We start from the raw sequence: 22,701 nt of genomic DNA on the forward strand, positions 1-22,701 counted from the left end.
TTCCAATTGATTTCAACATCGGCCGGCTGGCGCATCGCGTGCCCCGCGCCGATCTCCTCCCTTGAGGGGGAGATGCCCGGCAGGGCAGAGGGGGGTAACGCTCCCGTAGATGTAAGGAGAGCAGCATGACCGTCTATTTCATCGGTGCCGGACCAGGCGCCCCGGACCTCATTACCGTGCGGGGCCTGAGGCTCATCGAGCGTTGCCCAGTCTGCCTCTATGCCGGTTCGCTGGTGCCGGAGGAGATCGTTCAGGCTGCACCGGAAGGGGCGATCGTCAAGGACACCGCCCCGATGCATCTCGACGAGATCGTCGCCGATATGGTCGCCGCCCATGGCCGTGGCGAGGATGTCGCCCGCGTCCACTCCGGCGATCCGTCGATCTACGGCGCCATCGCTGAGCAGATGCGGCGCCTCGATGCCGCGGGCATCCCCTATGACGTCGTGCCCGGCGTGCCGGCCTTTGCCGCGACCGCCGCACGGTTGAAGACCGAGCTGACCCTGCCCGAGATTGCCCAGACCGTGATCGTCACGCGCACCGAGATGAAGGCATCCTCGATGCCGGAATTCGAGACGCTGGAGATCCTGGGCAAGTCGCGGGCGACCCTTGCGATCCACCTCTCGATCCGCAACCTCACCCATATCCGGGACACGCTGACTCCCTACTACGGCGAGGATTGTCCGGTGGTGGTGGCCTATCGCTCGACCTGGCCGGACGAACTCTTCATCCGCACCACGCTGAAGGACATGGCCGAGGAAGTGCGCAAGGCGAAGATCACCCGCACCGCCCTCATCATGGTTGGCAAGGTCTTCGGCCATGTCGAGTTCCGCGACAGCGACCTCTACAATTCGCAGTTTTCCCACGTGCTGCGAAACGTCGGCAAGAAAAAGAAGAAGGGCGCCGCCGAAGCGTAACGGTGTCCTCATTGCAGGGGACAGCCAATCGGTATGCTCGCCGCCGAACCTCAGTTATGCTCGTCCCGCATCAAGGGAGCGAGTCGATGTCGGGCGAAGACACCACCACGGAAGGCGGCTGCCGTTGCGGGCAGGTGCGGCTGAAAGTCAAGGGAAGGCCGGTCATGACCATGGCCTGCCACTGCGTCGGTTGCCAGAAGATGACGTCGAGCGCCTTTTCGCTGAGTTCGCTTTATCCGGAGGATGGCTTCGGATATTCCGGCCTGGAGCCGGTGATCGGCGGACTCCACGGGGATTTGCGCCACTTCTTCTGCCCCCATTGCCTGAGTTGGCTGTTCACCCGTTTCGACGCCATGGGACCCTTCGTCAACGTGCGGTCCACAATGCTCGACAATGCCGCGACCTTCGAACCCTTCATCGAGACCTGCGTCGCCGAAAAACTGCCCTGGGTGACGACGCCGGCGCGCCACAGTTACCCGCAGTTCCCGCCGATGGAGGACTTTCCGCGCCTGATGGCCGAATTCGCCACAAGCGATCTCTGAGCGTGGCCACGGCATATCAAATGCGATAAGACGGCGGCTTCGTTTTTCATTCCAACCAGCATTCCGGCGGTTTCATGCACAAGGTCATTTTCGATACGGATCCGGGCGTCGACGACGCCATGGCGCTGCTCTTCCTTCATCATCATCCGGACATCGATCTGGTCGGCATCACGACGGTGTTCGGCAATGCCTCGATCGAGACGACCACGCGCAACGCGCTGTTTCTGAAACGCGAATGGAAGATCGCCGCCCCGGTTTCGCGCGGCGCCGGCGAAACCTTCATTCCCCATCGCGTGAGCCATGAGCCGCCGAAGTTCATCCACGGCGACGATGGCCTCGGCAATATCGGTGTGCCCGACGTGATCGACCTGCCGCTCGATCCGCGGCCCGCCCACCGCTTCATTGTGGAGACGGTGAGAGCCAATCCCGGCGAGGTGACGCTGGTCGCCGTCGGCCGGATGACGAACCTCGCCAATGCCTTGAAGGAAGATCCGAAGATCGTCGACCTGGTGAAGGAGGTCGTCATCATGGGCGGAGCCTTCGACGTCAACGGCAATGTCACGCCGGCGGCGGAAGCCAATATCCATGGCGATCCGGAAGCCGCCGATGTGGTCTTCACCGCCGACTGGCCGGTCGTCGTCGTCGGCCTCGACGTCACGACGAAGACGGTGATGACCCGCCAGCAGCTTGCTGACATCCGCGATGCGGCCGGCTCCAGCCGCGCCAAGCTGCTGTTCGATCTCTCGCAGTTCTACATCAAGTTCTACGAAAGCCGCGTGCCGGACGGCATGGTGGTCCACGACAGCTGCGCCTGCGCCTATGTCGTGGCGCCGCATCTTTTCACGACGCGTTCCGGATCGATCCGTGTCGTCTCAGGCGGGATCGCCGACGGCCAGACCATCCAGAAGCCCGACCATATCGGCTTCGGCCCCAGCGAGTGGGACAACCTGCCGAGCCAGAAGATCTGCACCGGCATCGATTCGGAGGCCATCCTGAAGCTGATCCACGACGCCATCGTTGCGGTCCGTGAGGATTAAGGACTTCACGAAAAAACGGGGAAACGTTTTCCGTCAGGAATGGCGGGGAACCGGGAGACCGGGCGCCCGCGTGACCGCGTGGAAAACTGAAACGCTATCGATCAGCGGTTGATCATCACCACGTACAGACCCATCTCCCGGGCCGCGGCGATCTTGCCGTAGCCCGCGGCGCCACCGGAGTTGCGGCAGACGAGATGCGTGATCCCGTGGGCGGAAAAGAGATCCGCCTCGCGGGTCGGATCCTCCGAGGGCTTTCCGAGGATCAGGGCATAGTCGGCGAAAGCGAGCGGCCCTGCCGGCTCGTCGACCATGCGGATGACGAACCGGCAGTCGACGCGGTTCGAGAATGCGTCGAGATGCTGCCGCCCCAGCGCGAGAAACACGACGGCACCCGAAGGCAGCGCATAGGCCGCATCCGCAAGCGTCGAAACCTCCTGCCACCGATCACCGCGCTGGCGCTGCCAGCCGGGCCGCACGAAGTGCTCCAGCGTGACCCCGGTCTCCGCGGCCGCGCGGATGGCGTTTTCCGAAATCCTCCGTGCGAAGGGATGGGTTGCGTCGATGATCCGCGTCACGTGGTTTTCGCGAATGTAGGTGACGAGGCCGTCTGCCCCGCCGAACCCACCGATCCGCACCTCGCCTGGCGGCAGCACCGGTTCGCGGGTTCGGCCGGCGAGCGAGGTGATGACACGCGTACCGCCGTTCGCCGTCATGTGTTCGGCCAGCCGGAATGCCTCGGCGGTACCGCCGAGGATCAGGATCGTCTCCGGACGCTCAGACGGCATGGGCGATGATCTTCCCCTGGCGGTCGGTCACGACGACGTCGACCGCCACGTCGGCGCCACGCAGGGTGTCGAGGGCAGCCTGCCGCGCCGCGGCGGCAACGGATGCCGCGATGTCTATTTCATTTTCCTTTGCTAATTCATATAGTTCTAACGCAGTGTTCGCGTCGAGCATCTGCTCCCTGACTCTAGGGGAGAGCGCCGCGTCGTCGATCAGGCCGGCGAGGAAGGCGTTGTCGACCTGGCTGCGCGACGAATGCAGGTCGAGCGCCCCTTGGGCGAGTTTGGCCATCTTGGCGAAACCGCCGGCGATCGTCAGGCGGGGAACAGGGTGTGCCCTCAGATATTTGAGCAGCCCGCCGGCGAAATCGCCCATGTCGAGCAGCGCACCGTCCGGCAGGCCGTGCAGCGCTTGCGCGGCCTTTTCCGACGTCGAGCCTGTCGCGCCGAGCACATGCGTCATGCCTTCCGCCCGTGCCACGTCGATGCCGCGATGGATGGAGTGGATCCAGGCGGCGCAGGAAAACGGATTGACGACGCCCGTCGTGCCGAGCACGGAAAGTCCGCCGACGATCCCGAGCCGCGGGTTCCACGTCTGCGCCGCGATCGTTTCGCCGCCGGGAATCGAAATGGTGATCTCCACGTCGGCCGGCAGCCCGTGTGCGCCGCAGAGCTCTTCGACCACGCCGGTCATCATCGCGCGGGGAACGGGATTGATCGCCGGTTCGCCGACCGCGATCGGCAAACCCGGGCGGGAGACGGTGCCGACCCCGTCGCCCGCAGCAAAGCGGATACCGCTTCCGGGCGGCAAGGGCCGCACCGAGGCGACTACGGTCGCCCCATGCGTCACATCCGGATCATCGCCGGCATCCTTGACGATGCCGGCCATCGCATAGCCGTCGCCGAGGGCCTCGAGCGCCAGCGCGAAGGCCGGTTCCTGGCCGCGCGGCAGGCGGATGCTGACCGGGTCGGGGAAGTCTCCGGTGATCAGCGCGGTGAGCGCCGCCTTGGTGGCGGCCGTCGCGCAGGCGCCGGTCGTCCAGCCGGTCCTGAGCGTGCCTTCCGGCTTCTCGGCACGGTCGCTCGGGGCTTCGGGGGGAACGGATGCGGTCGCCTTGGTCATGTCCCCGTTATAGGCGAGAGCGGGGCGCACCGAAAGCGCGTTGAGCGCCCTCGGCGATTGCATTTTCGCCATGCGGAGCCTAGAGCAGGATCATGACGTTTTCAACTTTCTCCGAGCTTCCGTCGATCAGTCCCGGCCATGTCTGGCTGGCCGGTGCCGGCCCGGGCGACCCGGGTCTCCTGACCCTCTTGGTCGCCAAGGCACTGTCCGAAGCCGACGTGATCGTCCACGATGCCCTGGTCAACGAGGATTGCCTGAAGCTCGCGCGGCCCGGTGCCGTTCTCGAATATGCTGGCAAGCGTGGCGGTAAGCCGTCGGCCCGCCAGCGTGACATCTCGCTGCGGCTCGTTGAACTGGCCAAGGTCGGACAGAAAGTGCTCCGCCTCAAGGGGGGCGATCCCTTCGTCTTCGGTCGCGGCGGCGAGGAAGCTCTGACCCTCATCGACCATGGCATACCGTTCCGCATCGTGCCGGGCATCACGGCGGGCATCGGCGGGCTGGCCTATGCCGGCATCCCGGTCACCCACCGCGAGATCAACCATGCCGTCACCTTCCTGACCGGTCATGATTCCTCCGGCGTCGTGCCAGACCGGATCGACTGGGAAGCGATCGGCCGCGGTTCTCCGGTGATCGTCATGTACATGGCGATGAAGCACATCGGCACCATCAGCGCCAACTTGATTGCAGCCGGCCGTTCGCCGGATGAACCGGTCGCCTTTGTCTGCGATGCGGCAACCGCGGCCCAGAAGGTGCTGGAAACCACGCTCGGACGCGCCGAGGTCGATGTCGCGGCCTCCGGTCTCGAGCCGCCGGCGATCGTCGTGGTCGGCGAAGTCGTAAGGCTTCGGCCGTCGCTCGATTGGCTGGGCGCACTCTCCGGCCGCAGGCTTCTGCCCGATCCTTTCGCCACCGGCGAGACGAAGGACAGCGCATGAAGGGCCTGCTGATCGCGGCGTCGTCTTCGGGAGCCGGCAAGACGACCGTGACGCTCGGTCTTTTGAGGGCCCTGCGCAATCGTGGATTGGCAATTGCCCCGGGCAAGGCCGGTCCTGACTACATCGATCCCGCTTTCCACGCCGCCGCGAGCGGCGAGTCTTGCATCAATCTCGATCCCTGGGCCATGCGTTCCGCATTGCTGAGCGCGAATGCCGTGAGCCACGGCGCTGGCGGCCGTCTTCTCGTCGTCGAGGCGATGATGGGGCTGTTCGACGGTGCCGCCGACGGCAGCGGCGCGCCGGCGGACCTTGCGGCCTTGCTCGGCCTGTCGGTGGTGCTGGTCGTCGACTGCGCCAAGACCTCGCATTCGGTCGCGGCGCTGGTGAAGGGCTTCGCCGGTTTCCGCGCCGACACCCATGTCGCCGGCGTGATCCTCAATCGGGTCGGCAGCGATCGCCACGAGACGATGCTGCGGGATGCGCTGGACAGGATCGGAATGCCGGTCTTCGGCGTCCTGCGATCGGATCCCGCCTTGCATCTTCCCGAGCGACACCTCGGCCTCGTCCAGGCCGGCGAGCATGCCGAACTGGAAGCCTTCATCGAGCGTGCCGCCGCGGCGGTCGCCGCAGGCTTTGATCTCGACGCGCTGGTTTCGGCTGCGGGTGTTCTGCGGCCCGTCGGCAAGGACCGTGTTGCGGTCCTGCCGCCATTCGGCCGCCGGATCGCCATCGCCCGCGATATGGCGTTTGCCTTCTGCTACGAACACCTATTGTCCGGCTGGCGCGGCGAGGGGGCCGAGATCACCTTCTTTTCCCCGCTCGCCGACGAGGCGCCGGTGTTGGATGCGGATGCCGTCTATCTGCCGGGCGGTTATCCGGAGCTCCATGCCGGTCAGCTGTCTGCGGCCGAAAATTTTCGCGCCGGCATGCTGTCCGCGGCAGGGCGCGGCGCCCGGATCTACGGGGAGTGCGGCGGCTACATGACGCTCGGCGAGGCGATCATCGACGGTGAGGGCAATAGCCACCCGATGCTCGGCCTGCTTCCCGTTGTCACCAGCTATGCGGCTCGCAAGCGCCACCTCGGCTACCGGCGCCTGCGGCCGGTCGATGACAGTTTCTTTTCGATGCCGCTCACCGCGCACGAGTTTCATTACGCCTCGATCGTGTCCGAAGGTAAAGCCGACCGGTTGTTCCGCGCGGAAGATGCGCTTGGACTGTCGCTCGGAGAGGTTGGCCTGAGGCGCGGCACTGTCGCGGGCTCCTACATGCACCTCATTGACGTAAGGGGCGAAGACTGATGAGCGGCAGGATCGCCCATGGAGGCGGCATCGGCGCCGCCGCGGCCCTATACGGCGGACGCCCGGAAGACTGGCTCGATCTGTCGACCGGTCTCAACCCGTGCCCGCCCGCTCTGCCAGAGATCGCCGACCGCGTCTGGCACCGGCTTCCCGACCAGGATCTGGTGACCCGCGCCCGCCAGGCCGCCCGGGGCTTCTATGGCTCCGGCGACATCCTGCCCTTGCCGGTCCCGGGTACCCAGTCGGTCATCCAGTTGCTGCCGCGGCTGGTCAGTCCCGGCGCCCGTGTCGCGGTCGTGTCGCCGACCTATGGCGAATACGGCAGCGTGCTCTCGTTGAACGGTTTCGCCGTCGATCGGCCCGAAACGCCCGACGCTGTCGCTCCGGCAAGCGACTTGGTGGTCGTCGTCAATCCCAACAATCCGACCGGCAGACTCTATCCCCGCGAGGAACTGCTTGCGTTGGCCGACCGGCTGGCGGGCGAGGGTGGCCTTCTCGTCGTCGACGAAGCCTTCGGCGACTGCGACCCGGCGGCAAGCCTTGTCGATGCGGTGGAGACGCGGTCCAATCTCGTCGTCTTCCGATCGTTCGGAAAGTTCTTCGGTTATGCCGGCATTCGCCTCGGCTTCGTCGTTGCCCCTGAGGACATGCTCGAGCGCTTTGCCGACTGGCTCGGCCCCTGGGCCGTGTCTGGTCCCGCGCTTTCGGTCGCCGCCGATCTTTTCGGCCGGGATCCGGCTCCCCTGCGCCGCGTGATCGAGGAGCGTCGCGCCGGGCTCGGGTCGGCCCTCTCCGCCGCCGGTCTGACGGTCGAGGGTTCCACCCGGCTTTTCGCGCTGGTGACCGATTCCCGTGCGGGTGAATTGCATGAGCATCTCTGCCGCGCGCGCATCCTGACCCGCAAGTTCGACTATGCTCCGACCTGGCTGCGCTTCGGCCTTGCGCCCGATGCCGACGGGGATGCGCGGCTCGCGGCGGCCCTTGCAGACTGGAGGCGGAATTGAGCGTCTGGATTCCTGCCGTTCTCTTGATCGCCCTGGTGCTCGATCGCCTCGTGGGCGACCCGCCCGCCCTCTGGGCCCGGCTGCCCCATCCGGTCGTAGTCTTCGGCAAGGCGATCTCGGTTCTGGATCGCCACCTTAACGGAGACGATCTGTCGGCGAGCCGACGCCGCGGCCACGGCGTGCTGGCGATTGTCGCGCTGCTTGCCGCTTCTGCCCTGGTCGGCGACGTTCTTTCGGACATCTTCCACCATCTCGGCCCGGTAGGCTTCGTCCTCGAAGTAATCGTCGTCGCGGTTTTCCTGGCGCAGAAGAGCCTCGGCGACCATGTCGGCGCCGTGGCTGCCGGCTTGCGGAGCGAAGGTCTCGCCGGGGGCCGACGGGCCGTCGCCCTGATCGTCGGACGCGACCCGGAAACGCTCGATGAACCGGCGGTCTGCCGGGCGGCGATTGAAAGTCTGGCCGAAAATTTCGCCGACGGCGTGGTGGCGCCGGCCTTCTGGTACGCTCTGTGCGGCCTGCCGGGCATCCTGGTCTACAAGATGCTCAACACCGCCGATTCGATGATCGGCCACAAGAACGAGCGCTATCTCCATTTCGGCTGGGCGTCCGCCCGGCTGGACGACCTTGCCAACTGGCCGGCGGCCCGCTTGTCGAGCCTCCTCGTGGCCGCCGCGGCTTTGATCCTTCAGGGGGGCGGTGCCGCCCGCAGGGCGATTTCCGTGACGCTGCGCGATTCGGGTCTCCACCGCTCGCCGAATTCCGGCTGGCCGGAGGCGGCCATGGCCGGAGCGCTCGACATCCAGCTGACCGGCCCCCGTATCTACGCTGGCCAGCGGGTGAGCGAGCCGATGATCAACGGATCGGGCCGGGCGGTTGCAACGGCCGGCGACATCGAAAACGGCGTCGAATTTTTCTATGGCGCCTGCACCGCGCTGGGCGTTCTTGCCGCCTTGATGCTCGCCGCCGCGCTACTCGTCTAGTCCTTCCGGCGCCCCAGCCCCATGCGATCGCGTTAAAGCAATATTTTCCTTTTTGCTTAATCGCCTATATTCGGATTTATACTACAGTGTCCCCAGTCAAGCGCCTCGGACAACGCGGCAAACAAGAACCAGGGGACATCATGCGCAAGTTCATTCTGGCCGCCTCGGCCTTTCTATGCCTTCAGATCCAGCCACTCGTGGCGGAAGCCAGCAATCTTGTCGCCAAGGTCAGCATTTCGCAGCAGACCATGACCGTATCGCAGAACGGCATCGTCAAGTATCGCTGGAAGGTTTCGACCGCACGCAAGGGATATGTCACGCCGCTCGGCAACTACAAGGCCAAATGGGCTTCGAAGAACCACCGGTCGCGCAAGTATGACAATGCGCCGATGCCTTACGCAATTTTCTTCAACGGAGGCTATGCCGTTCACGCAACTTTCGATTTGAAGCGCCTTGGTCGGCCGGCGTCGCACGGTTGCGTGCGGCTGCATCCGGACAATGCGGCACAGTTCTTCTCCATGGCCACCGCCAATGGCCTCGGCAATACGAAGATCATCGTGACGCGCTGAAGCAATTTCAGGAAAGGCGTGAAGCGGCTTTCCTGTTAGAATTGTGTAGAAACAAGGAGACAGAGCGCTTCCTCAGCTTCGGAAAACAGGAACGCTCTGGCCGAGTCGCTTATCTCTTGGGGGTGAATGGGGCCGTGCGGCCGGTGACGTCAATCGTTGCCGGCCGCATAGCGCAGGCGGCGTGCGTCGGGAACGATCACATGCCGGTTGTTTTCGATGATGATGATGCCGTCCTTGCGAAGCTTCGTCATCTGGCGGCTTACCGTCTCGATCGTGAGGCCCAGGAAGTCCGCAATGTCTGCGCGTGAAAGCGGCAGGTCGAAGGTCGTCGTGTTGCCGCTCTTTTCCGGATCGATATGGGTAGCGATCAGGTACAGGAAGCTCGCGACCTTTTCCTGCGCCGTCTTGCGGCCGAGCGTCAGCATCCAGTCGCGCGCTTCGTCGAGTTCCTTGAGCGACTGCGAATGCAGCTTGCGTTCGAGATCCCGTGCCTCGCCGACCATGCGGTCGACCAGCGGCCGCGGGAAGGAACAGATTTCCGTCTCGGTCGCGGCTTCGGCGGTGACCGAGCTTTCGCTCAGGAAGGGGCGGCCGAGGAAGTCGGGAGCGAACTGCAGTCCGACGATCTGCTGGCGGCCATCCGCCATCATCTTGGAAAGCTTCACCACGCCGTTGAGAATGTTGCTGTAGCTGCCGACGCGCTCACCCTGGCCGATCACCTCGTTGCCGGGTTCGACCTTGCGGCGGGTGGAGTGCTTGTTGAGCTCGACCAACTGGCTTGCGGTGAGCGCCGCGCAGATGCCGCCGTGGCGGGCCTCGCAGGCTTTGCAGACCGTGGGCGCTTCGCATTCGCCCGTATGTTTCTTGTGCGCGTCCATGATGTTGATCCCGTCTGACGCCAAACTGGCCATAGGTCAAGTGAGGAATTCGCAGGTCCCGATGCCGGGTTCCGACTCCCTCCACGCTCGAATGCGTACAGCTACGCAAATCTACCTATAAATTGATCGAAGTCAAAGGCAGACCATGCCTGCGGGGTTATTCAAAAGGCTATGAACATCCATCTGAAAAGCGGCGTATGACATGCGAAACCCCTTGCTGGCCAAGTATTCCGGCTCTGTCCCACGATACACGAGCTACCCGACGGCGCCGCATTTTCATGAAGGCGTGGACTGCGGCAAATATACGCAATGGCTCGGGGAACTGGGCGCGGAGCACGATTTGTCGCTCTACGTGCACATTCCGTATTGCGATCGCCTCTGCTGGTTCTGCGCCTGCCATACCAAGCACACGCTGAAATACGAGCCGATCACGAGCTATCTCGAATCGCTGAAGCGGGAGATCGCCAAGGTCGGCAGTCTCGTCAGCCGCGACGCGAAGGTCTCGGCCCTTCACTTTGGCGGCGGCTCGCCGACCATGCTGAAGCCGGAGGACATGATCGATCTGATGCGGGCGTTCCGCGCCGCCTTCGATTTCCGTGCCGATGCCGAGATCAGCGTCGAGATGGATCCGAACGACCTCGATGAGCCGCGCTACGATGCGCTGGCGGCGATCGGCATGACCCGTGCGAGCCTCGGCGTGCAGGATTTCGATCCGAAGGTGCAGAAGACCATCAACCGCATCCAGACATTCGAACAGACCAGGTCGGTCGTCGATGCTGTCCGGGCTCGCGGTGTCCACTCGGTCAATTGCGACATTCTCTACGGCTTGCCCTACCAGACGATGGAAACGCTGGAGGCGACGGTCAACGACATCGTCTCGCTCTCGCCCGACCGCATCGCGCTCTTCGGCTACGCCCATGTGCCGTGGATGAAGAAGCACCAGACGATGATTCCGGAAGAGGCGCTTCCGGATGTCGAAACCCGCTTCGACCAGATGAGCCGTGCCGCCGACATGCTTGTTGCCGCCGGCTACGAGCCGATCGGCATCGACCACTTTGCGAAGCCCGACGACCGTCTCGCCGTTGCCGCCCGCAATGGCCGTCTCCGCCGCAATTTCCAGGGTTACACCGACGATGCCGCCGAGGCGCTGATCGGTTTCGGCGCCTCCTCCATCGGGCAGCTGCCGCAGGGCTATGTGCAGAACATGCCGGCGACCGGCGAGTACCAGAAGATGGCTGATGCAGGCGGACTGACCGCGGTGCGCGGTATCGAACTTTCCGCCGACGACCGGCTGCGCGCCCACGTGATCGAGGAGATCATGTGCCGCTTCGCCTTTTCCTTCGCGACCGTCAGGGCGCTCTTTCCCCAAATCGGCGAGACCGTCATTGCCGAGGCGCGGCAGTTCTCGGCCTCGAATCCGGACGGAATTTGCGAGATTTCCGGCGACGAGTTCCGCCTGACGCAGGCCGGTCGGCCGTTTGCCCGCAGCGTGGCCGCGGTGTTCGACAGTTACCTAGCCACCGGAAAGGGCCGCCATTCAATTGCTGTTTGAGCAACACTTCGGCGCCAAATTTTGCAGTCGCTCAAACTTGCCATTGGCTTTTAAAACAGTTTTCCCTATGTGGAACTCAGATTTTAGACACATGAGGTAATTGGCGTGACCGCTACATTCGACAAAGTTGCCGACATCATTGCTGAAACCAGCGAAATCGACCGCGAGACGATTACGCCGGAAAGCCACACGATTGATGACCTCGGCATCGATAGCCTCGACTTCCTCGACATCGTCTTTGCGATCGACAAGGAATTCGGCATCAAGATCCCGCTCGAGCAGTGGACGCAGGAAGTCAACGAAGGCAAGGTTTCGACCGAGGAGTACTTCGTCCTGAAGAACCTCTGCGCCAAGATCGACGAGCTGCGGGCAGCCAAGGGCTGATCCGCCTCGGGGCGGAGGTCTCAATGCTGCTCGAATACTTCCAGATGATTGACAGGGTCGAGGCGCTGGACCTCGGCCTTGGCACGCTCAAGGCCCGGTCGGTCGTGCCGGAAAAGAGCCCGGTCTTTGAAGGCCATTTTCCCGGAATGCCGCTTGTCCCGGGCGTGCTCCTGATCGAGACGATGGCGCAGGCCTCCGGCATGCTGCTGCTCGCGGTCAAGGACTTTTCCGTGATGCCGTTCCTGATGTCTGTCGACGGCGCGAAGATGCGAACCTTCGTGGAGCCGGGTGCGGCTCTTGACATCGAGGCCGAGCTGGAACACGACGGCTCCGGCTTCGCTGTGACGAAGGCAAGGATCTCGTCGTCGGGCAAGAAGGTCTGCGACGCGCAGTTGAAACTGCGGACCATGCCGTTCAGCGAAGTGCCGCTTGCCGACATCGTGCGCAAGCGTGCCACAGAAATCGGCCTCGTCGAGGCCATTGCCGCCGCCCGCTGATCCTGCCTGCGGGTGGCTTTTCGTTGTTGACGGATGCGGGCCGACCGAACTGCCGCGGCTCGCTGCGCCGGAAACGCTCCGGCGAGAGGATGTAAGATGGTCAAGAAGCCCAATGATGTGGTGATTACCGGTATCGGCATCGTGACGTGCCACGGGACCGGCAAGGAACCGCACCTCGCTCTTTTGTCTTCGTCCAGGGCGCCGACGCCCGTCGTCGAGGTGGAGAAGTTCAAGCCTTATCCGATCCACCCGATGCCGGAGATCGACTGGTCCCAGCAGATCGCCAAGCGCGGCGATCAGCGCCAGATGGAAAACTGGCAGCGCCTCGGCGTTTATGCGGCGGGTCTGGCGCTGGACGATGCGGGGCTGAAGGACAATCTGGAAGCCTGTTCGACCATGGACATGATCGTTGCCGCCGGTGGTGGCGAGCGCGACGTGAACGTCGACACGATCATCGTTGACGAGGGCCTGAAGCGTAACGACCGCGCCCAGCTGGTCAACGAGAAGCTGACCACCGAGCTCCGCCCGACGCTGTTCCTTGCCCAGCTGTCCAACCTGATGGCTGGCAACATCTCGATCGTTCACAAGGTGACCGGCTCCTCGCGCACCTTCATGGGTGAAGAAGCTGCCGGCATTTCGGCCGTGGAAACCGCTTTCGCCCGCATCCGCGCGGGCCAGTCCACCCATACGCTGGTCGGCGGTGCATTCGTTGCCGATCGAGACGATATCTTCCTGCTCGTCGAGGGCATCCAGGCCCACGCGACCGGTGACTGGCAACCTCTCTGGCAGCGCGGCTCGGGCAAGGGCGGCGGCATGATGCTCGGCACCGTCGGCGCCTTCCTAATGCTCGAATCCCGTGCCCATGCCGAGGCGCGCGGCACCCACATCTATGCGTCGATTGACGCCATCGAGGGCGATCGCGGACGGCGCGACGACGGCGGGCTCGAAAAGCGCCTGAAGCGCATGGCCGCTTCGGTTGCCGGCGAAGCCCACCAAGGCACGCTCGTCCTGTCGGGCGCGAGCGGCTTGCATGCGCTTTCGGAGCGCGAAAAGGCCGTTCTTGGCGAGGTTTTCCCCGGTTCGGTCGTGCGCGGCTTCGGCGGCGTGACCGGCCATGCGCTCGAGGCTCAGTTCCCGCTGGGCCTCGCGCTTGCGGCGTTGGCGCTGGACAGCAAGGCGGTTGTTCCTGCCTTTGACGACAAAAATGAAACGGTCATGGCAGCACCGGCGACGGATGCCGTGGTGACCACGGTCGGATATGTGCGCGGCGAGGGCCTTGCGCACCTGACGGCCGAGGCGTGAGGAGACAGGACCATGACTGAATCTCGCTTCAAGGATCATCTGGGCCGCCCGATTGTCGCCGTGACCGGCATGGGCGTCATCACCTCGCTCGGCCAGGGACTCACCGACAATTGGGAAAAGCTCACCGGCGGCGTCTCGGGTATCCACAAGATTACCCGTTTCCCTACCGAGGGTCTCAATACCCGCATCAGCGGCACCGTCGATTTCATCGATCTGCCGGCGGTCAACGCGGTCGACCGTTCCTATGCGATGGCGCGCGAGACCACCATCGAGGCGCTCGCCCAGGCCGGCCTGTCGGGTGATTTCGACGGACCTCTTTTCCTCGCCGCACCGCCGGTCGAACCGGAGTGGGACGACCGCTTCCGTCTCGCTGAACGCATTCCGCCGGAAGAGAACGAGGGCCACGCCTATCATCGCCTGCTCGCCGCCATGCGCGCCAAGGCCGATCCGGTTTTCATGGAGGCGGTGCAGTTCGGTTCGATCTCCGAGCGCCTTTCGGACAGGTTTGGCACGCGCGGCCTTCCCGTGACGCTGTCGACTGCCTGTGCCTCCGGTGCAACGGCGATCCAGCTTGGCGTCGAGGCGATCCGCCAGGGCCGCACCGATCGCGCCCTGACGGTGGCGACGGATGGCTCGGTCAGCGCTGAGGCGCTGATCCGCTTTGCGCTTTTGTCCGCCCTCTCGACCCAGAACGATCCGCCGGAAAAGGCCTCCAAGCCGTTCAGCAAGGACCGTGACGGCTTCGTCATCGCCGAAGGTGCGGCCACCCTCGTGCTGGAATCGCTGGAATCGGCGATCGCCCGCGGCGCGCGCGTGCTCGGCGTGATGAAGGGTTGCGGCGAGAAGGCCGACCATTTCCACCGTACCCGTTCGTCGCCGGACGGTGGACCGGCGATCGCCACGATCCACGCGGCACTCGACGACGCCGGCCTCTCGGAAGAGCAGATCGGCTACATCAACGCCCACGGCACTTCGACGCCGGAAAACGACAAGATGGAATACGGGGCCATGCTCTCGGTGTTCGGTGAGCAGCTGAAGGACAGGATCCCGGTCTCGTCCAACAAGTCGATGATCGGCCACACGCTGACGGCGGCCGGCGCCGTCGAAGCGGTCTTTTCCATCCAGACCATGCTGACCGGCACGATCCCGCCGACCATCAACTACGTCAATCCGGATCCGGCGATCGTGCTGGACGTGGTGCCGAACGTGAAGCGAGAGGCGGAGGTTTCGGCCGTCCTGTCGAACTCCTTCGGCTTCGGCGGCCAGAACGCCAGCCTTGTCATGACGCGTGAACCGGCTTAAGCGACGGTTCTCTAGTCCCTTTACCTTGAATTGAGCGCCCTCGGGGCGCGAGGATAGACCTTATGCGCGCACTTCAACTCGTCGATGATCGCAAGCTCGAAATCGTTGATATCCCGGAACCGGATGCACCCGGCCCGGGCGAGGTGACCCTGCGCGTCAAAGCCGTGGCGCTGAACCACATCGATGTCTGGGGCTGGCGCGGCATGGCGTTTGCCAAGCGCAAGATGCCGTTGACCATTGGCGCAGAAGCCTCCGGTGTGGTCGAGGCGATCGGTCCGGGTGTCGGCAACATTCTTCCGGGTCAGCTTGCCGCCGTTTACGGTGCGCGCACCTGCGGACTCTGCAAGCCCTGCCGCGAGGGCCGCGACAATCTTTGCGAAAACGTCGGCGGCGTGCACGGCTTCCATCTCGACGGCTTCGCCCAGGAAAAGATCAACCTGCCGGCGCGCCTGCTGGTTCCGGCACCGCCCGGCGTCGATGCGGTCGGCGCGGCGCTGGCGCCTGTCACCTTCGGCACGGTCGAGCACATGCTGTTCGACAACGCGAAGCTGGAATCCGGCGAAACCATCCTGGTCCATGCCGGCGGGTCCGGCATCGGCACCGCCGCGATTCAGCTTGCAAAGAAGATCGGCTGCACGGTCATCACCACCGTCGGTTCCGACGACAAGATCGAGCCGGCCAAGGCGCTCGGCGCCGATCACGTCATCAACTACCGCACTGACCGTTTCGAGGGCGTGGTGCGCAAGATCACCAAGAAGAAGGGCGTGGACGTCGTCTTCGAACACGTCGGCAAGGATACCTGGGCGGGCTCGATGTTCGTGCTGAAGCGCGGCGGCCGCCTGGTCACCTGCGGTTCGACGTCCGGCGTCTCCACCGACATCAACCTGATGATGCTCTTCCAGCAGCAGCTGAAGCTTTTCGGTTCCTTCGGCTGCCGCATGGAGAACATGGCGAATGCCATGCAGAAGATGGCGCGCGGTCTCGTCCATCCGGTGATCGATACCGAGGTCAGCCTCGAGGATATCGATCGCGCCCTGCTGCGCATGGAAGGCCGCCAGGTCTTCGGCAAGATCATCCTGCGGATGGATTGATCGCTTGAGGCAGGTCGTCACCAAGATCGTCCTGGCGTTTCGCCGCTTCCCGCAATGGCTGGTGGCGAAGCTGGTGCTCGTCCTGCTCAAGGTTCTGAAGCTTCTGCCGGCCGATGCCGCGATCAATTCCGCCGACCGGCTGGTCCGTTTCATCGGACCGAAGCTGTCGCGTCACAGGCTGATGCTGACCAATCTTCGCAACGCCTTTCCGGAAAAGAGCGAAGCGGAAATCCAGAAGATCGCCTCTGACGCCTGGGGACACATGGGACGCCAGTTCGCCGAATATGTCTTTCTCGACGAACTCTTCGATTTCGATCCCGAACGGCCGGGCGAGGGGCGTGTCGAGGTGTCGGGCGTACCGATCTTCCTCGATCTCTTGAACAATCCGCGTCCGTTCATCGTCTTCACCGGTCATACCGGCAATTTCGAGATGCTTCCGGTCGCCGGGGCCGCCTTCGGCCTTTATGTGACCGTGCTCTTCCGTCCGCCGAACAATCCCTACATCGCCGACATGGTCTTCGACTTCCGACGCGCACGCATGGGCAACCTCGTTCCCTCGCATGCCGGCTCGTCCTTCCAGCTTGCCCGCCAGCTGGAAGCGGGGCAGGGTGTCGGCGTGCTCGTCGACCAGAAGTTCAAGAAGGGCCAGCCGACGCAATTTTTCGGCCGCGACGTTCACACCAACCCTCTGCTGGCAAAGCTCGTGCGCCAGTTCGGCTGTGACGTCTATCCGGCTCGCTGCATCCGCCTGCCGAACAACCGCTACCGGCTTGAGATCGAACCGCGCGTCGATCTGCCGAAGGATGCCGACGGGCGCATCGACGTCCGGGGAACCGCGCAGTATCTGAACGACAAAGTCGAGGCCTGGGTGCGCGAATATCCCGAGCAATGGCTCTGGTATCACGACCGCTGGAACATCAAGAAAGAGCTCTGAAAGAGCCGGACCTGACTTTTATTGGGTCTTGGGTGCCTGTCGGACACCCTCTCAAGCGCTATGAGCGCCACCGGTATCGTTTCAGCGCGTAAAACGGCCCAAATACTTCACAAGCATCAATTTTAGGGCTTTTCTACCCCAAAAGTTAGGCAATTGAATGTGAGTAACATTCATGTTAACTGCCCCTAATACAGCCGCATTGGTGCACGTTCACTCTGGACGCCCGTCGATGTCGACCTTTTCCCACGCGTATTCAGGGTAGTTGTCAAAGTGGCATCTCAAGTTTTCCCATACCCGAGTTTGTTGCCTCTCTTCGAAGCGGTTTCGCTGAAGAATGTCCAGTTGCAGCAGGCGATCCGCGTCGGTGACGATCACTTGGTCCGTCTCCTCGATCGCGAGCTGGATCCGCTGATTGCCGCCGTCATCGACTACCATGCGGCCGATCTCGCCGAGATTCATCTGCAGCTCCGTTTCATCAGCAATCTCATCCGGGAGGATGCCGACGACCGCTCTTGTGTGCAGCGACATGCCGCCGTTCTGTCCGTATTGCTTGATCGCTATTTCGGAGACAATACGGCCAACAAGGGGCGTTCGCCGTCCTCTCGCGGCGAAGTGCCGCTGGAGGCCCGTGTTCAGGGCGAGGACGGTCTATTGAACGAGTCGATCCTCAACAGCCTGCCGGATCGCGTCGCCGTGTTGACGCTCGACTACCGGTATCTCTACGCCAATCCTGCCCATGCGGCCTATCTGAAGTCGACGCCGCTGGAACTTGTCGGCCGCAACCTGTTCGATTTCCTTGAAGATGGCCAGGTCAGCGACGGCATGCGAGTCCAGCTCGACCGCTGTTTTGCCGGAGAGCAGGGAGATTATTCCTACTGGTCGTTCGGGGACGGCCGCAGCATGCCGCTGCGTTGTCGTCTGACGCCGCTCCGCACCGGGCGAGGCGATGTCATCGGCGCAGTGATGATGCTACTCGACAATCAGGTCGCCTCCGGCGAGATCGCCGCCTGAGGGAATGACGAGAAGCGGCGCCCCAAGGAGCGCCGCCGATTTCTTTACCGAAATTTGATGACGGGGCCGGCTCAGTTGTGGCCGGAAACCTTCGCGTCTTCCGGGATGCTGTAGAGCAGATGCTCGCGCTCAAACGCGATATGCCGCCGGATGCCTTCGAAGAAGCCGCGCAGCATATAACCCACCGCCTCCATGTTCACCGCCGTTCCCGATCCGAGCTTGAGCAGCGCATCGGTCAGCTCCTCGGCAAAGCATTCATCCTCGCAATGCTCGAACTTCAGCCGGTCGAGGGTGTCGCGAAGGTTTTCCACGTTCCGGTTCGCCGTCTCCAGCCAAGGGAACAGCACCGTCTCCTCATAGTGGTGCACGCCCTTGATCAGCGGTCCGAGTGACTTGGCCGCGTAGATGCATTTCTGCCGGTTGACGCTGGCAGGCAGCGAATCGGCAATCTCTTCCAGTTCGCCGCACAGCGCCAGCTGCTCTTCGTGTGCTCTGCGAAGCCAGGCGAGCGAGCGCTGGCTGTCCTGCTGGCCGTTGGCGAGCGACTGCTCAATCCCGCCGGTCGGCCCATTATTCACTTTCTTTGCGTGCATTCCGCCACCTCCACCGCATCGGTCTCCGCCGGGACCCGATCCCTCGCAAGTTCCCGGCGAGCCTCAAGATCCCTTCCGACTGCGCGCCGATGACGCATGGCGCCGGTCCGGCAAATCGCAGAAGGGGTAGTGTGAATGCATAATTCCGTAATTCAGACCCCGCTTGCATTGATTTGGATCAAGGTGGATTGTGGGCCGGAATGCGAATTCTGCACGTGACGCGAAAGGATTCTCCGTCTCGTACGGGTATGTTTTCGTGAGTGATCAGCAAGCCGTTGGGGGATGCCAACAATGAACTACACGTTAGAAACAATAGTGATGGCCGTATTGGCCTTCGCTGCGCTGCTCGGGGTCGCTTTTGCCCACGACAGCCTGTTCGCTGCCCATATGTGGGTCGCGTTCTTCGTGCTGACAGCCGGTACGATCGTCATGCTTCGCCGCATGAAGTTCGCTCCGGTCAACGCCAAGACCGCCGAGCAGATCAAGTCCGAATACTTCGACGAAGTCGTCAAGTACGGCGTGATCGCCACGGTGTTCTGGGGCGTCGTCGGCTTCCTCGTCGGCGTCGTCGTGGCGCTGCAGTTGGCCTTTCCGGACCTCAACATCGAGCCGTGGTTCAACTTCGGCCGCATGCGTCCGCTGCACACCTCCGCCGTTATCTTCGCCTTCGGCGGTAACGCGCTGATCGCCACCTCCTTCTACGTCGTCCAGCGCACCTCGCGCGCACGCCTGTTCGGTGGTTCGCTCGGCTGGTTCGTGTTCTGGGGTTACAACCTCTTCATCGTCATGGCCGCCACCGGCTACCTGCTCGGCATCACTTCGGGCCGCGAATATGCGGAACCGGAATGGTATGTCGACCTCTGGCTGACCGTCGTCTGGGTTGCCTATCTGATCACCTTCCTCGGCACGATCATGACCCGGAAGGAATCGCACATCTATGTCGCGAACTGGTTCTACCTGTCCTTCATCGTCACCATCGCGATGCTGCACATCGTCAACAACCTGGCGATGCCGGTCTCCTTCCTCGGCGTGAAGAGCTATTCGGCCTTCTCCGGTGTTCAGGACGCGCTCACCCAGTGGTGGTACGGCCATAACGCCGTCGGCTTCTTCCTGACCGCAGGCTTCCTCGGCATGATGTACTACTTCGTTCCGAAGCAGTCCGGCCGTCCGGTCTATTCCTACCGTCTGTCGATCATCCACTTCTGGGCTCTGATCTTCATGTACATCTGGGCCGGCCCGCACCACCTGCACTACACCGCTCTGCCGGACTGGGCCCAGACCCTCGGCATGGTCTTCTCCATCATGCTGTGGATGCCCTCCTGGGGCGGCATGATCAACGGTCTGATGACGCTCTCGGGCGCCTGGGACAAGATCCGTACCGACCCGATCGTCCGCATGATGGTCATCGCGATCGCCTTCTACGGCATGTCGACCTTCGAAGGTCCGATGATGTCCATCAAGGCCGTCAACTCGCTCAGCCACTACACCGACTGGACCATCGGTCACGTTCACTCCGGCGCACTCGGCTGGGTTGGCATGATCACCTTCGGTGCCGTCTACTACCTGACGCCGAAGCTGTGGAACCGCAACCGTCTCTACTCGCTGCGCCTGGTCAACTGGCACTTCTGGCTCGCCACCCTCGGCATCGTCGTCTACGCCGCCGTTCTGTGGGTCGCCGGTATCCAGCAGGGTCTGATGTGGCGTGAATACGACGAGCAGGGCTTCCTGGTCTATTCGTTCGCCGAATCGGTCGCAGCCATGTTCCCGTACTACGTCCTGCGCGCCGTCGGCGGTGGCATGTACCTGCTCGGTGGCATCATCATGGCCTACAACGTGCTCATGACGATCCTCGGCTACGAGCGCCAGGAAGCCCCGATCCCGGGCTCTGTCGCACCTGCCGCCGTCCAGCCGGCCGAATAAGAAGGAAGGCTAAAGATGTCTATTCTTGATAAACACGCAATCCTCGAGAAGAACTCCAGCCTTCTGCTTCTCGGCTCACTGCTGGTCGTCACCATCGGCGGCATCGTCGAGATTGCACCGCTCTTCTATCTCGAGAACACCATCGAGAAGGTCGAGGGGATGCGTCCCTACTCGCCGCTGGAGCTGGCCGGCCGCAACATCTACATCCGTGAGGGATGTTATGTCTGCCATAGCCAGATGATCCGTCCGTTCCGTGACGAGGTCGAACGCTATGGCCACTACTCGCTGGCTGCGGAGTCGATGTACGACCATCCGTTCCAGTGGGGTTCCAAGCGTACCGGTCCGGATCTGGCCCGCGTGGGTGACCGCTATTCGAACGAATGGCACGTCCAGCACCTGACCGAACCGCGTGACGTCGTGCCGGAATCGATCATGCCGAGCTACTCGTTCCTCAAGACGACGCCGCTCAAGATCGCCAGCATCGACATGGAACTGAAGGCCAACCGCACCGTCGGCGTTCCTTACTCCGACGAGATGGTAGAGAACGCGGCCGCAGACCTTGCAGCCCAGGCCGATCCGAATGCGGATACGACTGCGCTGCTGGCCCGCTATCCGAAGGCCAAGGTCGGCGACTTCGACGGCAATCCGGCTGAACTGACCGAGATGGACGCACTCGTCGCCTATCTCCAGATGCTCGGCACGCTCGTCGACTTCACCACCTACGACGACGCCACCGGCTATCGCTGAGGAGGGGCACATGGAAACCTATACGGCCATGCGCCACTTCGCAGACAGCTGGGGCTTGCTCGCCATGACCCTGTTCTTTGTCGGCGTTGTCGTCTTCACGTTCCGGCCCGGCGGCAAGCGAGTTGCTGACGAGGCGGCAAGCATCCCTCTCAAGGAGGACTAAGAGATGTCACAGAAACATATTGATGAAATCAGTGGCGTCGAAACCACTGGCCATGAGTGGGATGGTATCCGCGAGCTCAACAATCCGATGCCGCGTTGGTGGGTCTGGACCTTCTACGCGACCATCCTGTGGGCGATCGGTTACACGATCGCTTACCCGGCCTGGCCGCTCCTGAAGGAAAACACCAAGGGCATGCTCGGTTTCTCGAGTCGTGCCCAGGTCGCTGCCGAACTCACCGACGCCAAGGCTGCCCAGGCGGTGTATCTCGACAAGATCGCCGCTCTGCCGCTCGCCGACATCGTCGCCGACAAGGAGCTCACTCAGTTCGCCATCGCTGGCGGTGCTGCAGCCTTCAAGGTCAACTGCTCGCCCTGCCACGGCTCGGGCGCACAGGGCGGCAACGGCTATCCGAACCTCAACGACGACGACTGGCTGTGGGGTGGTGATCTTGAGACCATCAACACCACGCTGGCGCACGGCATCCGCTATGCCAGCGACGCCGACACCCGCGTCTCCGAAATGCCGGCCTTCGCCGACATTCTCCAGCCGGAGCAGATCAAGCAGGTTGCCGCCTATGTGGTCAGCCTGTCCGGCACCCCGGCCGACGCAGCCATGGTCGAACCCGGCAAGACCGTGTTCGCCGAGAACTGCGCTTCCTGCCACGGCGAAGACGCCAAGGGCGGCCGGGACTTCGGTGCTCCGAACCTGGCCGACGCCATCTGGCTGAAGGTCGATGGTGAGGCACAGATCGCCGAGCAGGTCGCGCAGCCCAAGCACGGTGTGATGCCGGCCTGGAGCGCACGCCTCGGTGACGCGACCGTCAAGCAGCTCGCCATCTACGTCCACTCGCTGGGTGGCGGCGAATAAGCCGATCGGCATGAGGCCTCGGCGGCACTGGCAACGTGCCGCCGATCGCCGCACTTCAAGACTCCGGGCCACGCCTTTGGGCGTGGCCTTTTCTTGCTTTGGGACGGATTCCATGCAGCTTTTCTCGCGGTGCGCCGCAGGCGTGCGCTCTTGCTGTGCAATAACGTCGCATCTTTCCCGATATGGTGCTTTTTCTATGCATTGCGACGCTTCGCCGCTGCTTGATATAAGTCAAGGCGGGATATGGTGCCGAATGGGAGAAGAAGCCCTAATCGA

Annotated in this window: 24 protein-coding genes; 20 read left to right on the plus strand and 4 right to left on the minus strand. The window is 63.2% G+C overall.

Features of this window, described 5'->3' with window-relative positions; all coding sequences use genetic code 11:
• The first annotated feature begins 125 nt into the window (after positions 1–125).
• The 3 genes from cobM (at position 126) to ACX93L_RS16270 (ending at position 2,493) form a co-directional block, all read left to right on the plus strand.
• Positions 126–914 (plus strand): precorrin-4 C(11)-methyltransferase, encoded by a 789-nt coding sequence (cobM, locus tag ACX93L_RS16260; protein WP_459405785.1) that lies wholly within the window; start codon positions 126–128, stop codon positions 912–914.
• An 86-nt stretch (positions 915–1,000) separates the two neighbouring features.
• Entirely contained in the window at positions 1,001–1,456 is a 456-nt protein-coding gene (locus tag ACX93L_RS16265; protein ID WP_459405786.1) for a GFA family protein, read from the plus strand.
• A 74-nt stretch (positions 1,457–1,530) separates the two neighbouring features.
• Entirely contained in the window at positions 1,531–2,493 is a 963-nt protein-coding gene (locus ACX93L_RS16270) for a nucleoside hydrolase (RefSeq protein ID WP_459405787.1), read from the plus strand.
• A gap of 101 nt (positions 2,494–2,594) precedes the next feature.
• On the opposite strand, the gene ACX93L_RS16275 is transcribed toward ACX93L_RS16270, so the two are convergent.
• The gene (locus ACX93L_RS16275) at positions 2,595–3,278 is read right to left on the minus strand and encodes a cobalt-precorrin-6A reductase (RefSeq protein ID WP_459405788.1); all 684 of its coding nucleotides are present in this window, start codon (positions 3,276–3,278) and stop codon (positions 2,595–2,597) included.
• On the minus strand, positions 3,268–4,398 hold the full coding sequence (locus ACX93L_RS16280) for a cobalt-precorrin-5B (C(1))-methyltransferase (RefSeq protein ID WP_459405838.1): 1,131 nt from the start codon (positions 4,396–4,398) through the stop codon (positions 3,268–3,270). The genes ACX93L_RS16275 and ACX93L_RS16280 overlap by 11 nt, the downstream gene beginning before the upstream one ends.
• Before the next feature lie 92 nt (positions 4,399–4,490).
• Between ACX93L_RS16280 and cobA the strand changes: the two genes are divergently transcribed.
• The 5 genes from cobA (at position 4,491) to ACX93L_RS16305 (ending at position 9,184) form a co-directional block, all read left to right on the plus strand.
• Positions 4,491–5,333 carry a uroporphyrinogen-III C-methyltransferase gene (gene cobA, locus ACX93L_RS16285; protein ID WP_459405789.1) on the plus strand — a complete coding sequence of 281 codons (843 nt, stop codon included), beginning with the start codon at positions 4,491–4,493 and terminating at the stop codon, positions 5,331–5,333.
• Complete coding sequence (locus tag ACX93L_RS16290) at positions 5,330–6,631, plus strand: cobyrinate a,c-diamide synthase (RefSeq protein ID WP_459405790.1); 1,302 nt, start codon at positions 5,330–5,332, stop codon at positions 6,629–6,631. Before cobA ends, ACX93L_RS16290 begins: the two co-directional genes overlap by 4 nt.
• Positions 6,631–7,635: a threonine-phosphate decarboxylase CobD gene (gene cobD, locus ACX93L_RS16295; protein WP_459405791.1), complete on the plus strand. Its 1,005-nt coding sequence runs from the start codon at positions 6,631–6,633 to the stop codon at positions 7,633–7,635. Before ACX93L_RS16290 ends, cobD begins: the two co-directional genes overlap by 1 nt.
• Positions 7,632–8,615 (plus strand): adenosylcobinamide-phosphate synthase CbiB, encoded by a 984-nt coding sequence (cbiB, locus tag ACX93L_RS16300; RefSeq protein ID WP_459405792.1) that lies wholly within the window; start codon positions 7,632–7,634, stop codon positions 8,613–8,615. The genes cobD and cbiB overlap by 4 nt, the downstream gene beginning before the upstream one ends.
• Positions 8,616–8,755: 140 nt before the next feature.
• Positions 8,756–9,184 (plus strand): L,D-transpeptidase, encoded by a 429-nt coding sequence (locus ACX93L_RS16305; RefSeq protein WP_169588223.1) that lies wholly within the window; start codon positions 8,756–8,758, stop codon positions 9,182–9,184.
• A 149-nt stretch (positions 9,185–9,333) separates the two neighbouring features.
• Here ACX93L_RS16305 and ACX93L_RS16310 read toward each other — a convergent pair whose 3' ends face one another.
• A complete protein-coding gene (locus tag ACX93L_RS16310) occupies positions 9,334–10,062 on the minus strand; it encodes a Crp/Fnr family transcriptional regulator (protein WP_459405793.1) in 729 nt (242 codons plus the stop codon).
• A gap of 202 nt (positions 10,063–10,264) precedes the next feature.
• Between ACX93L_RS16310 and hemN the strand changes: the two genes are divergently transcribed.
• From hemN to ACX93L_RS16350, 8 genes are all read left to right on the plus strand, one after another.
• On the plus strand, positions 10,265–11,614 hold the full coding sequence (gene hemN, locus ACX93L_RS16315; RefSeq protein ID WP_459405794.1) for an oxygen-independent coproporphyrinogen III oxidase: 1,350 nt from the start codon (positions 10,265–10,267) through the stop codon (positions 11,612–11,614).
• 105 nt (positions 11,615–11,719) lie between these two features.
• Positions 11,720–11,998 carry an acyl carrier protein gene (locus ACX93L_RS16320; protein ID WP_003502893.1) on the plus strand — a complete coding sequence of 93 codons (279 nt, stop codon included), beginning with the start codon at positions 11,720–11,722 and terminating at the stop codon, positions 11,996–11,998.
• Positions 11,999–12,021: 23 nt separating this feature from the next.
• On the plus strand, positions 12,022–12,495 hold the full coding sequence (locus ACX93L_RS16325; protein WP_459405795.1) for a hotdog family protein: 474 nt from the start codon (positions 12,022–12,024) through the stop codon (positions 12,493–12,495).
• A gap of 96 nt (positions 12,496–12,591) precedes the next feature.
• Complete coding sequence (locus ACX93L_RS16330; protein WP_459405796.1) at positions 12,592–13,797, plus strand: beta-ketoacyl-ACP synthase; 1,206 nt, start codon at positions 12,592–12,594, stop codon at positions 13,795–13,797.
• A gap of 12 nt (positions 13,798–13,809) precedes the next feature.
• Positions 13,810–15,099: a beta-ketoacyl-ACP synthase gene (locus ACX93L_RS16335; protein WP_459405797.1), complete on the plus strand. Its 1,290-nt coding sequence runs from the start codon at positions 13,810–13,812 to the stop codon at positions 15,097–15,099.
• Between the two features lie 62 nt (positions 15,100–15,161).
• Positions 15,162–16,190, plus strand: coding sequence for a zinc-binding dehydrogenase (locus ACX93L_RS16340; RefSeq protein ID WP_169588212.1), 1,029 nt, complete (start codon positions 15,162–15,164; stop codon positions 16,188–16,190).
• 4 nt (positions 16,191–16,194) lie between these two features.
• The gene (locus ACX93L_RS16345) at positions 16,195–17,124 is read left to right on the plus strand and encodes a lipid A biosynthesis lauroyl acyltransferase (RefSeq protein ID WP_459405798.1); all 930 of its coding nucleotides are present in this window, start codon (positions 16,195–16,197) and stop codon (positions 17,122–17,124) included.
• 303 nt (positions 17,125–17,427) lie between these two features.
• Positions 17,428–18,135, plus strand: coding sequence for a PAS domain-containing protein (locus ACX93L_RS16350; protein WP_459405799.1), 708 nt, complete (start codon positions 17,428–17,430; stop codon positions 18,133–18,135).
• 71 nt (positions 18,136–18,206) lie between these two features.
• On the opposite strand, the gene ACX93L_RS16355 is transcribed toward ACX93L_RS16350, so the two are convergent.
• Positions 18,207–18,728, minus strand: a complete 522-nt coding sequence (locus ACX93L_RS16355; RefSeq protein WP_459405800.1) for a hemerythrin domain-containing protein — start codon at positions 18,726–18,728, stop codon at positions 18,207–18,209.
• A 291-nt stretch (positions 18,729–19,019) separates the two neighbouring features.
• Here ACX93L_RS16355 and ccoN point away from each other — a divergent pair, with 291 nt between their 5' ends.
• Genes ccoN through ccoP form a run of 4 tightly spaced genes read left to right on the plus strand, consistent with a single transcriptional unit; the run spans position 19,020 to position 22,425 of the window.
• Complete coding sequence (ccoN, locus tag ACX93L_RS16360) at positions 19,020–20,648, plus strand: cytochrome-c oxidase, cbb3-type subunit I (RefSeq protein ID WP_459405801.1); 1,629 nt, start codon at positions 19,020–19,022, stop codon at positions 20,646–20,648.
• A gap of 15 nt (positions 20,649–20,663) precedes the next feature.
• Positions 20,664–21,395: a cytochrome-c oxidase, cbb3-type subunit II gene (gene ccoO, locus ACX93L_RS16365; protein WP_459405802.1), complete on the plus strand. Its 732-nt coding sequence runs from the start codon at positions 20,664–20,666 to the stop codon at positions 21,393–21,395.
• 10 nt (positions 21,396–21,405) lie between these two features.
• Entirely contained in the window at positions 21,406–21,558 is a 153-nt protein-coding gene (locus tag ACX93L_RS16370) for a cbb3-type cytochrome c oxidase subunit 3 (protein WP_169588202.1), read from the plus strand.
• A gap of 3 nt (positions 21,559–21,561) precedes the next feature.
• Positions 21,562–22,425 (plus strand): cytochrome-c oxidase, cbb3-type subunit III, encoded by an 864-nt coding sequence (gene ccoP / locus ACX93L_RS16375; RefSeq protein ID WP_459405803.1) that lies wholly within the window; start codon positions 21,562–21,564, stop codon positions 22,423–22,425.
• Positions 22,426–22,701: the final 276 nt, after the last annotated feature.

The sequence above is a fragment of the Rhizobium sp. CAU 1783 genome (genome assembly GCF_054551725.1).

Coding starts and splice junctions, on each gene's coding strand:
- cobD (WP_459405791.1), top strand. CDS start 6,631: ATGAGCGGCAGGATCGCCCATGGAGGCGGCATCGGCGCCGCCGCGGCC.
- ACX93L_RS16325 (WP_459405795.1), top strand. CDS start 12,022: ATGCTGCTCGAATACTTCCAGATGATTGACAGGGTCGAGGCGCTGGAC.
- cobA (WP_459405789.1), top strand. CDS start 4,491: ATGACGTTTTCAACTTTCTCCGAGCTTCCGTCGATCAGTCCCGGCCAT.
- ACX93L_RS16370 (WP_169588202.1), top strand. CDS start 21,406: ATGGAAACCTATACGGCCATGCGCCACTTCGCAGACAGCTGGGGCTTG.
- ACX93L_RS16290 (WP_459405790.1), top strand. CDS start 5,330: ATGAAGGGCCTGCTGATCGCGGCGTCGTCTTCGGGAGCCGGCAAGACG.
- ACX93L_RS16275 (WP_459405788.1), bottom strand. CDS start 3,278: ATGCCGTCTGAGCGTCCGGAGACGATCCTGATCCTCGGCGGTACCGCC.
- hemN (WP_459405794.1), top strand. CDS start 10,265: ATGCGAAACCCCTTGCTGGCCAAGTATTCCGGCTCTGTCCCACGATAC.
- ACX93L_RS16280 (WP_459405838.1), bottom strand. CDS start 4,398: ATGACCAAGGCGACCGCATCCGTTCCCCCCGAAGCCCCGAGCGACCGT.
- ACX93L_RS16330 (WP_459405796.1), top strand. CDS start 12,592: ATGGTCAAGAAGCCCAATGATGTGGTGATTACCGGTATCGGCATCGTG.
- ACX93L_RS16305 (WP_169588223.1), top strand. CDS start 8,756: ATGCGCAAGTTCATTCTGGCCGCCTCGGCCTTTCTATGCCTTCAGATC.
- ACX93L_RS16265 (WP_459405786.1), top strand. CDS start 1,001: ATGTCGGGCGAAGACACCACCACGGAAGGCGGCTGCCGTTGCGGGCAG.
- ACX93L_RS16270 (WP_459405787.1), top strand. CDS start 1,531: ATGCACAAGGTCATTTTCGATACGGATCCGGGCGTCGACGACGCCATG.
- ccoP (WP_459405803.1), top strand. CDS start 21,562: ATGTCACAGAAACATATTGATGAAATCAGTGGCGTCGAAACCACTGGC.
- ACX93L_RS16355 (WP_459405800.1), bottom strand. CDS start 18,728: ATGCACGCAAAGAAAGTGAATAATGGGCCGACCGGCGGGATTGAGCAG.
- ccoO (WP_459405802.1), top strand. CDS start 20,664: ATGTCTATTCTTGATAAACACGCAATCCTCGAGAAGAACTCCAGCCTT.
- ACX93L_RS16335 (WP_459405797.1), top strand. CDS start 13,810: ATGACTGAATCTCGCTTCAAGGATCATCTGGGCCGCCCGATTGTCGCC.
- ccoN (WP_459405801.1), top strand. CDS start 19,020: ATGAACTACACGTTAGAAACAATAGTGATGGCCGTATTGGCCTTCGCT.
- ACX93L_RS16310 (WP_459405793.1), bottom strand. CDS start 10,062: ATGGACGCGCACAAGAAACATACGGGCGAATGCGAAGCGCCCACGGTC.
- ACX93L_RS16340 (WP_169588212.1), top strand. CDS start 15,162: ATGCGCGCACTTCAACTCGTCGATGATCGCAAGCTCGAAATCGTTGAT.
- cobM (WP_459405785.1), top strand. CDS start 126: ATGACCGTCTATTTCATCGGTGCCGGACCAGGCGCCCCGGACCTCATT.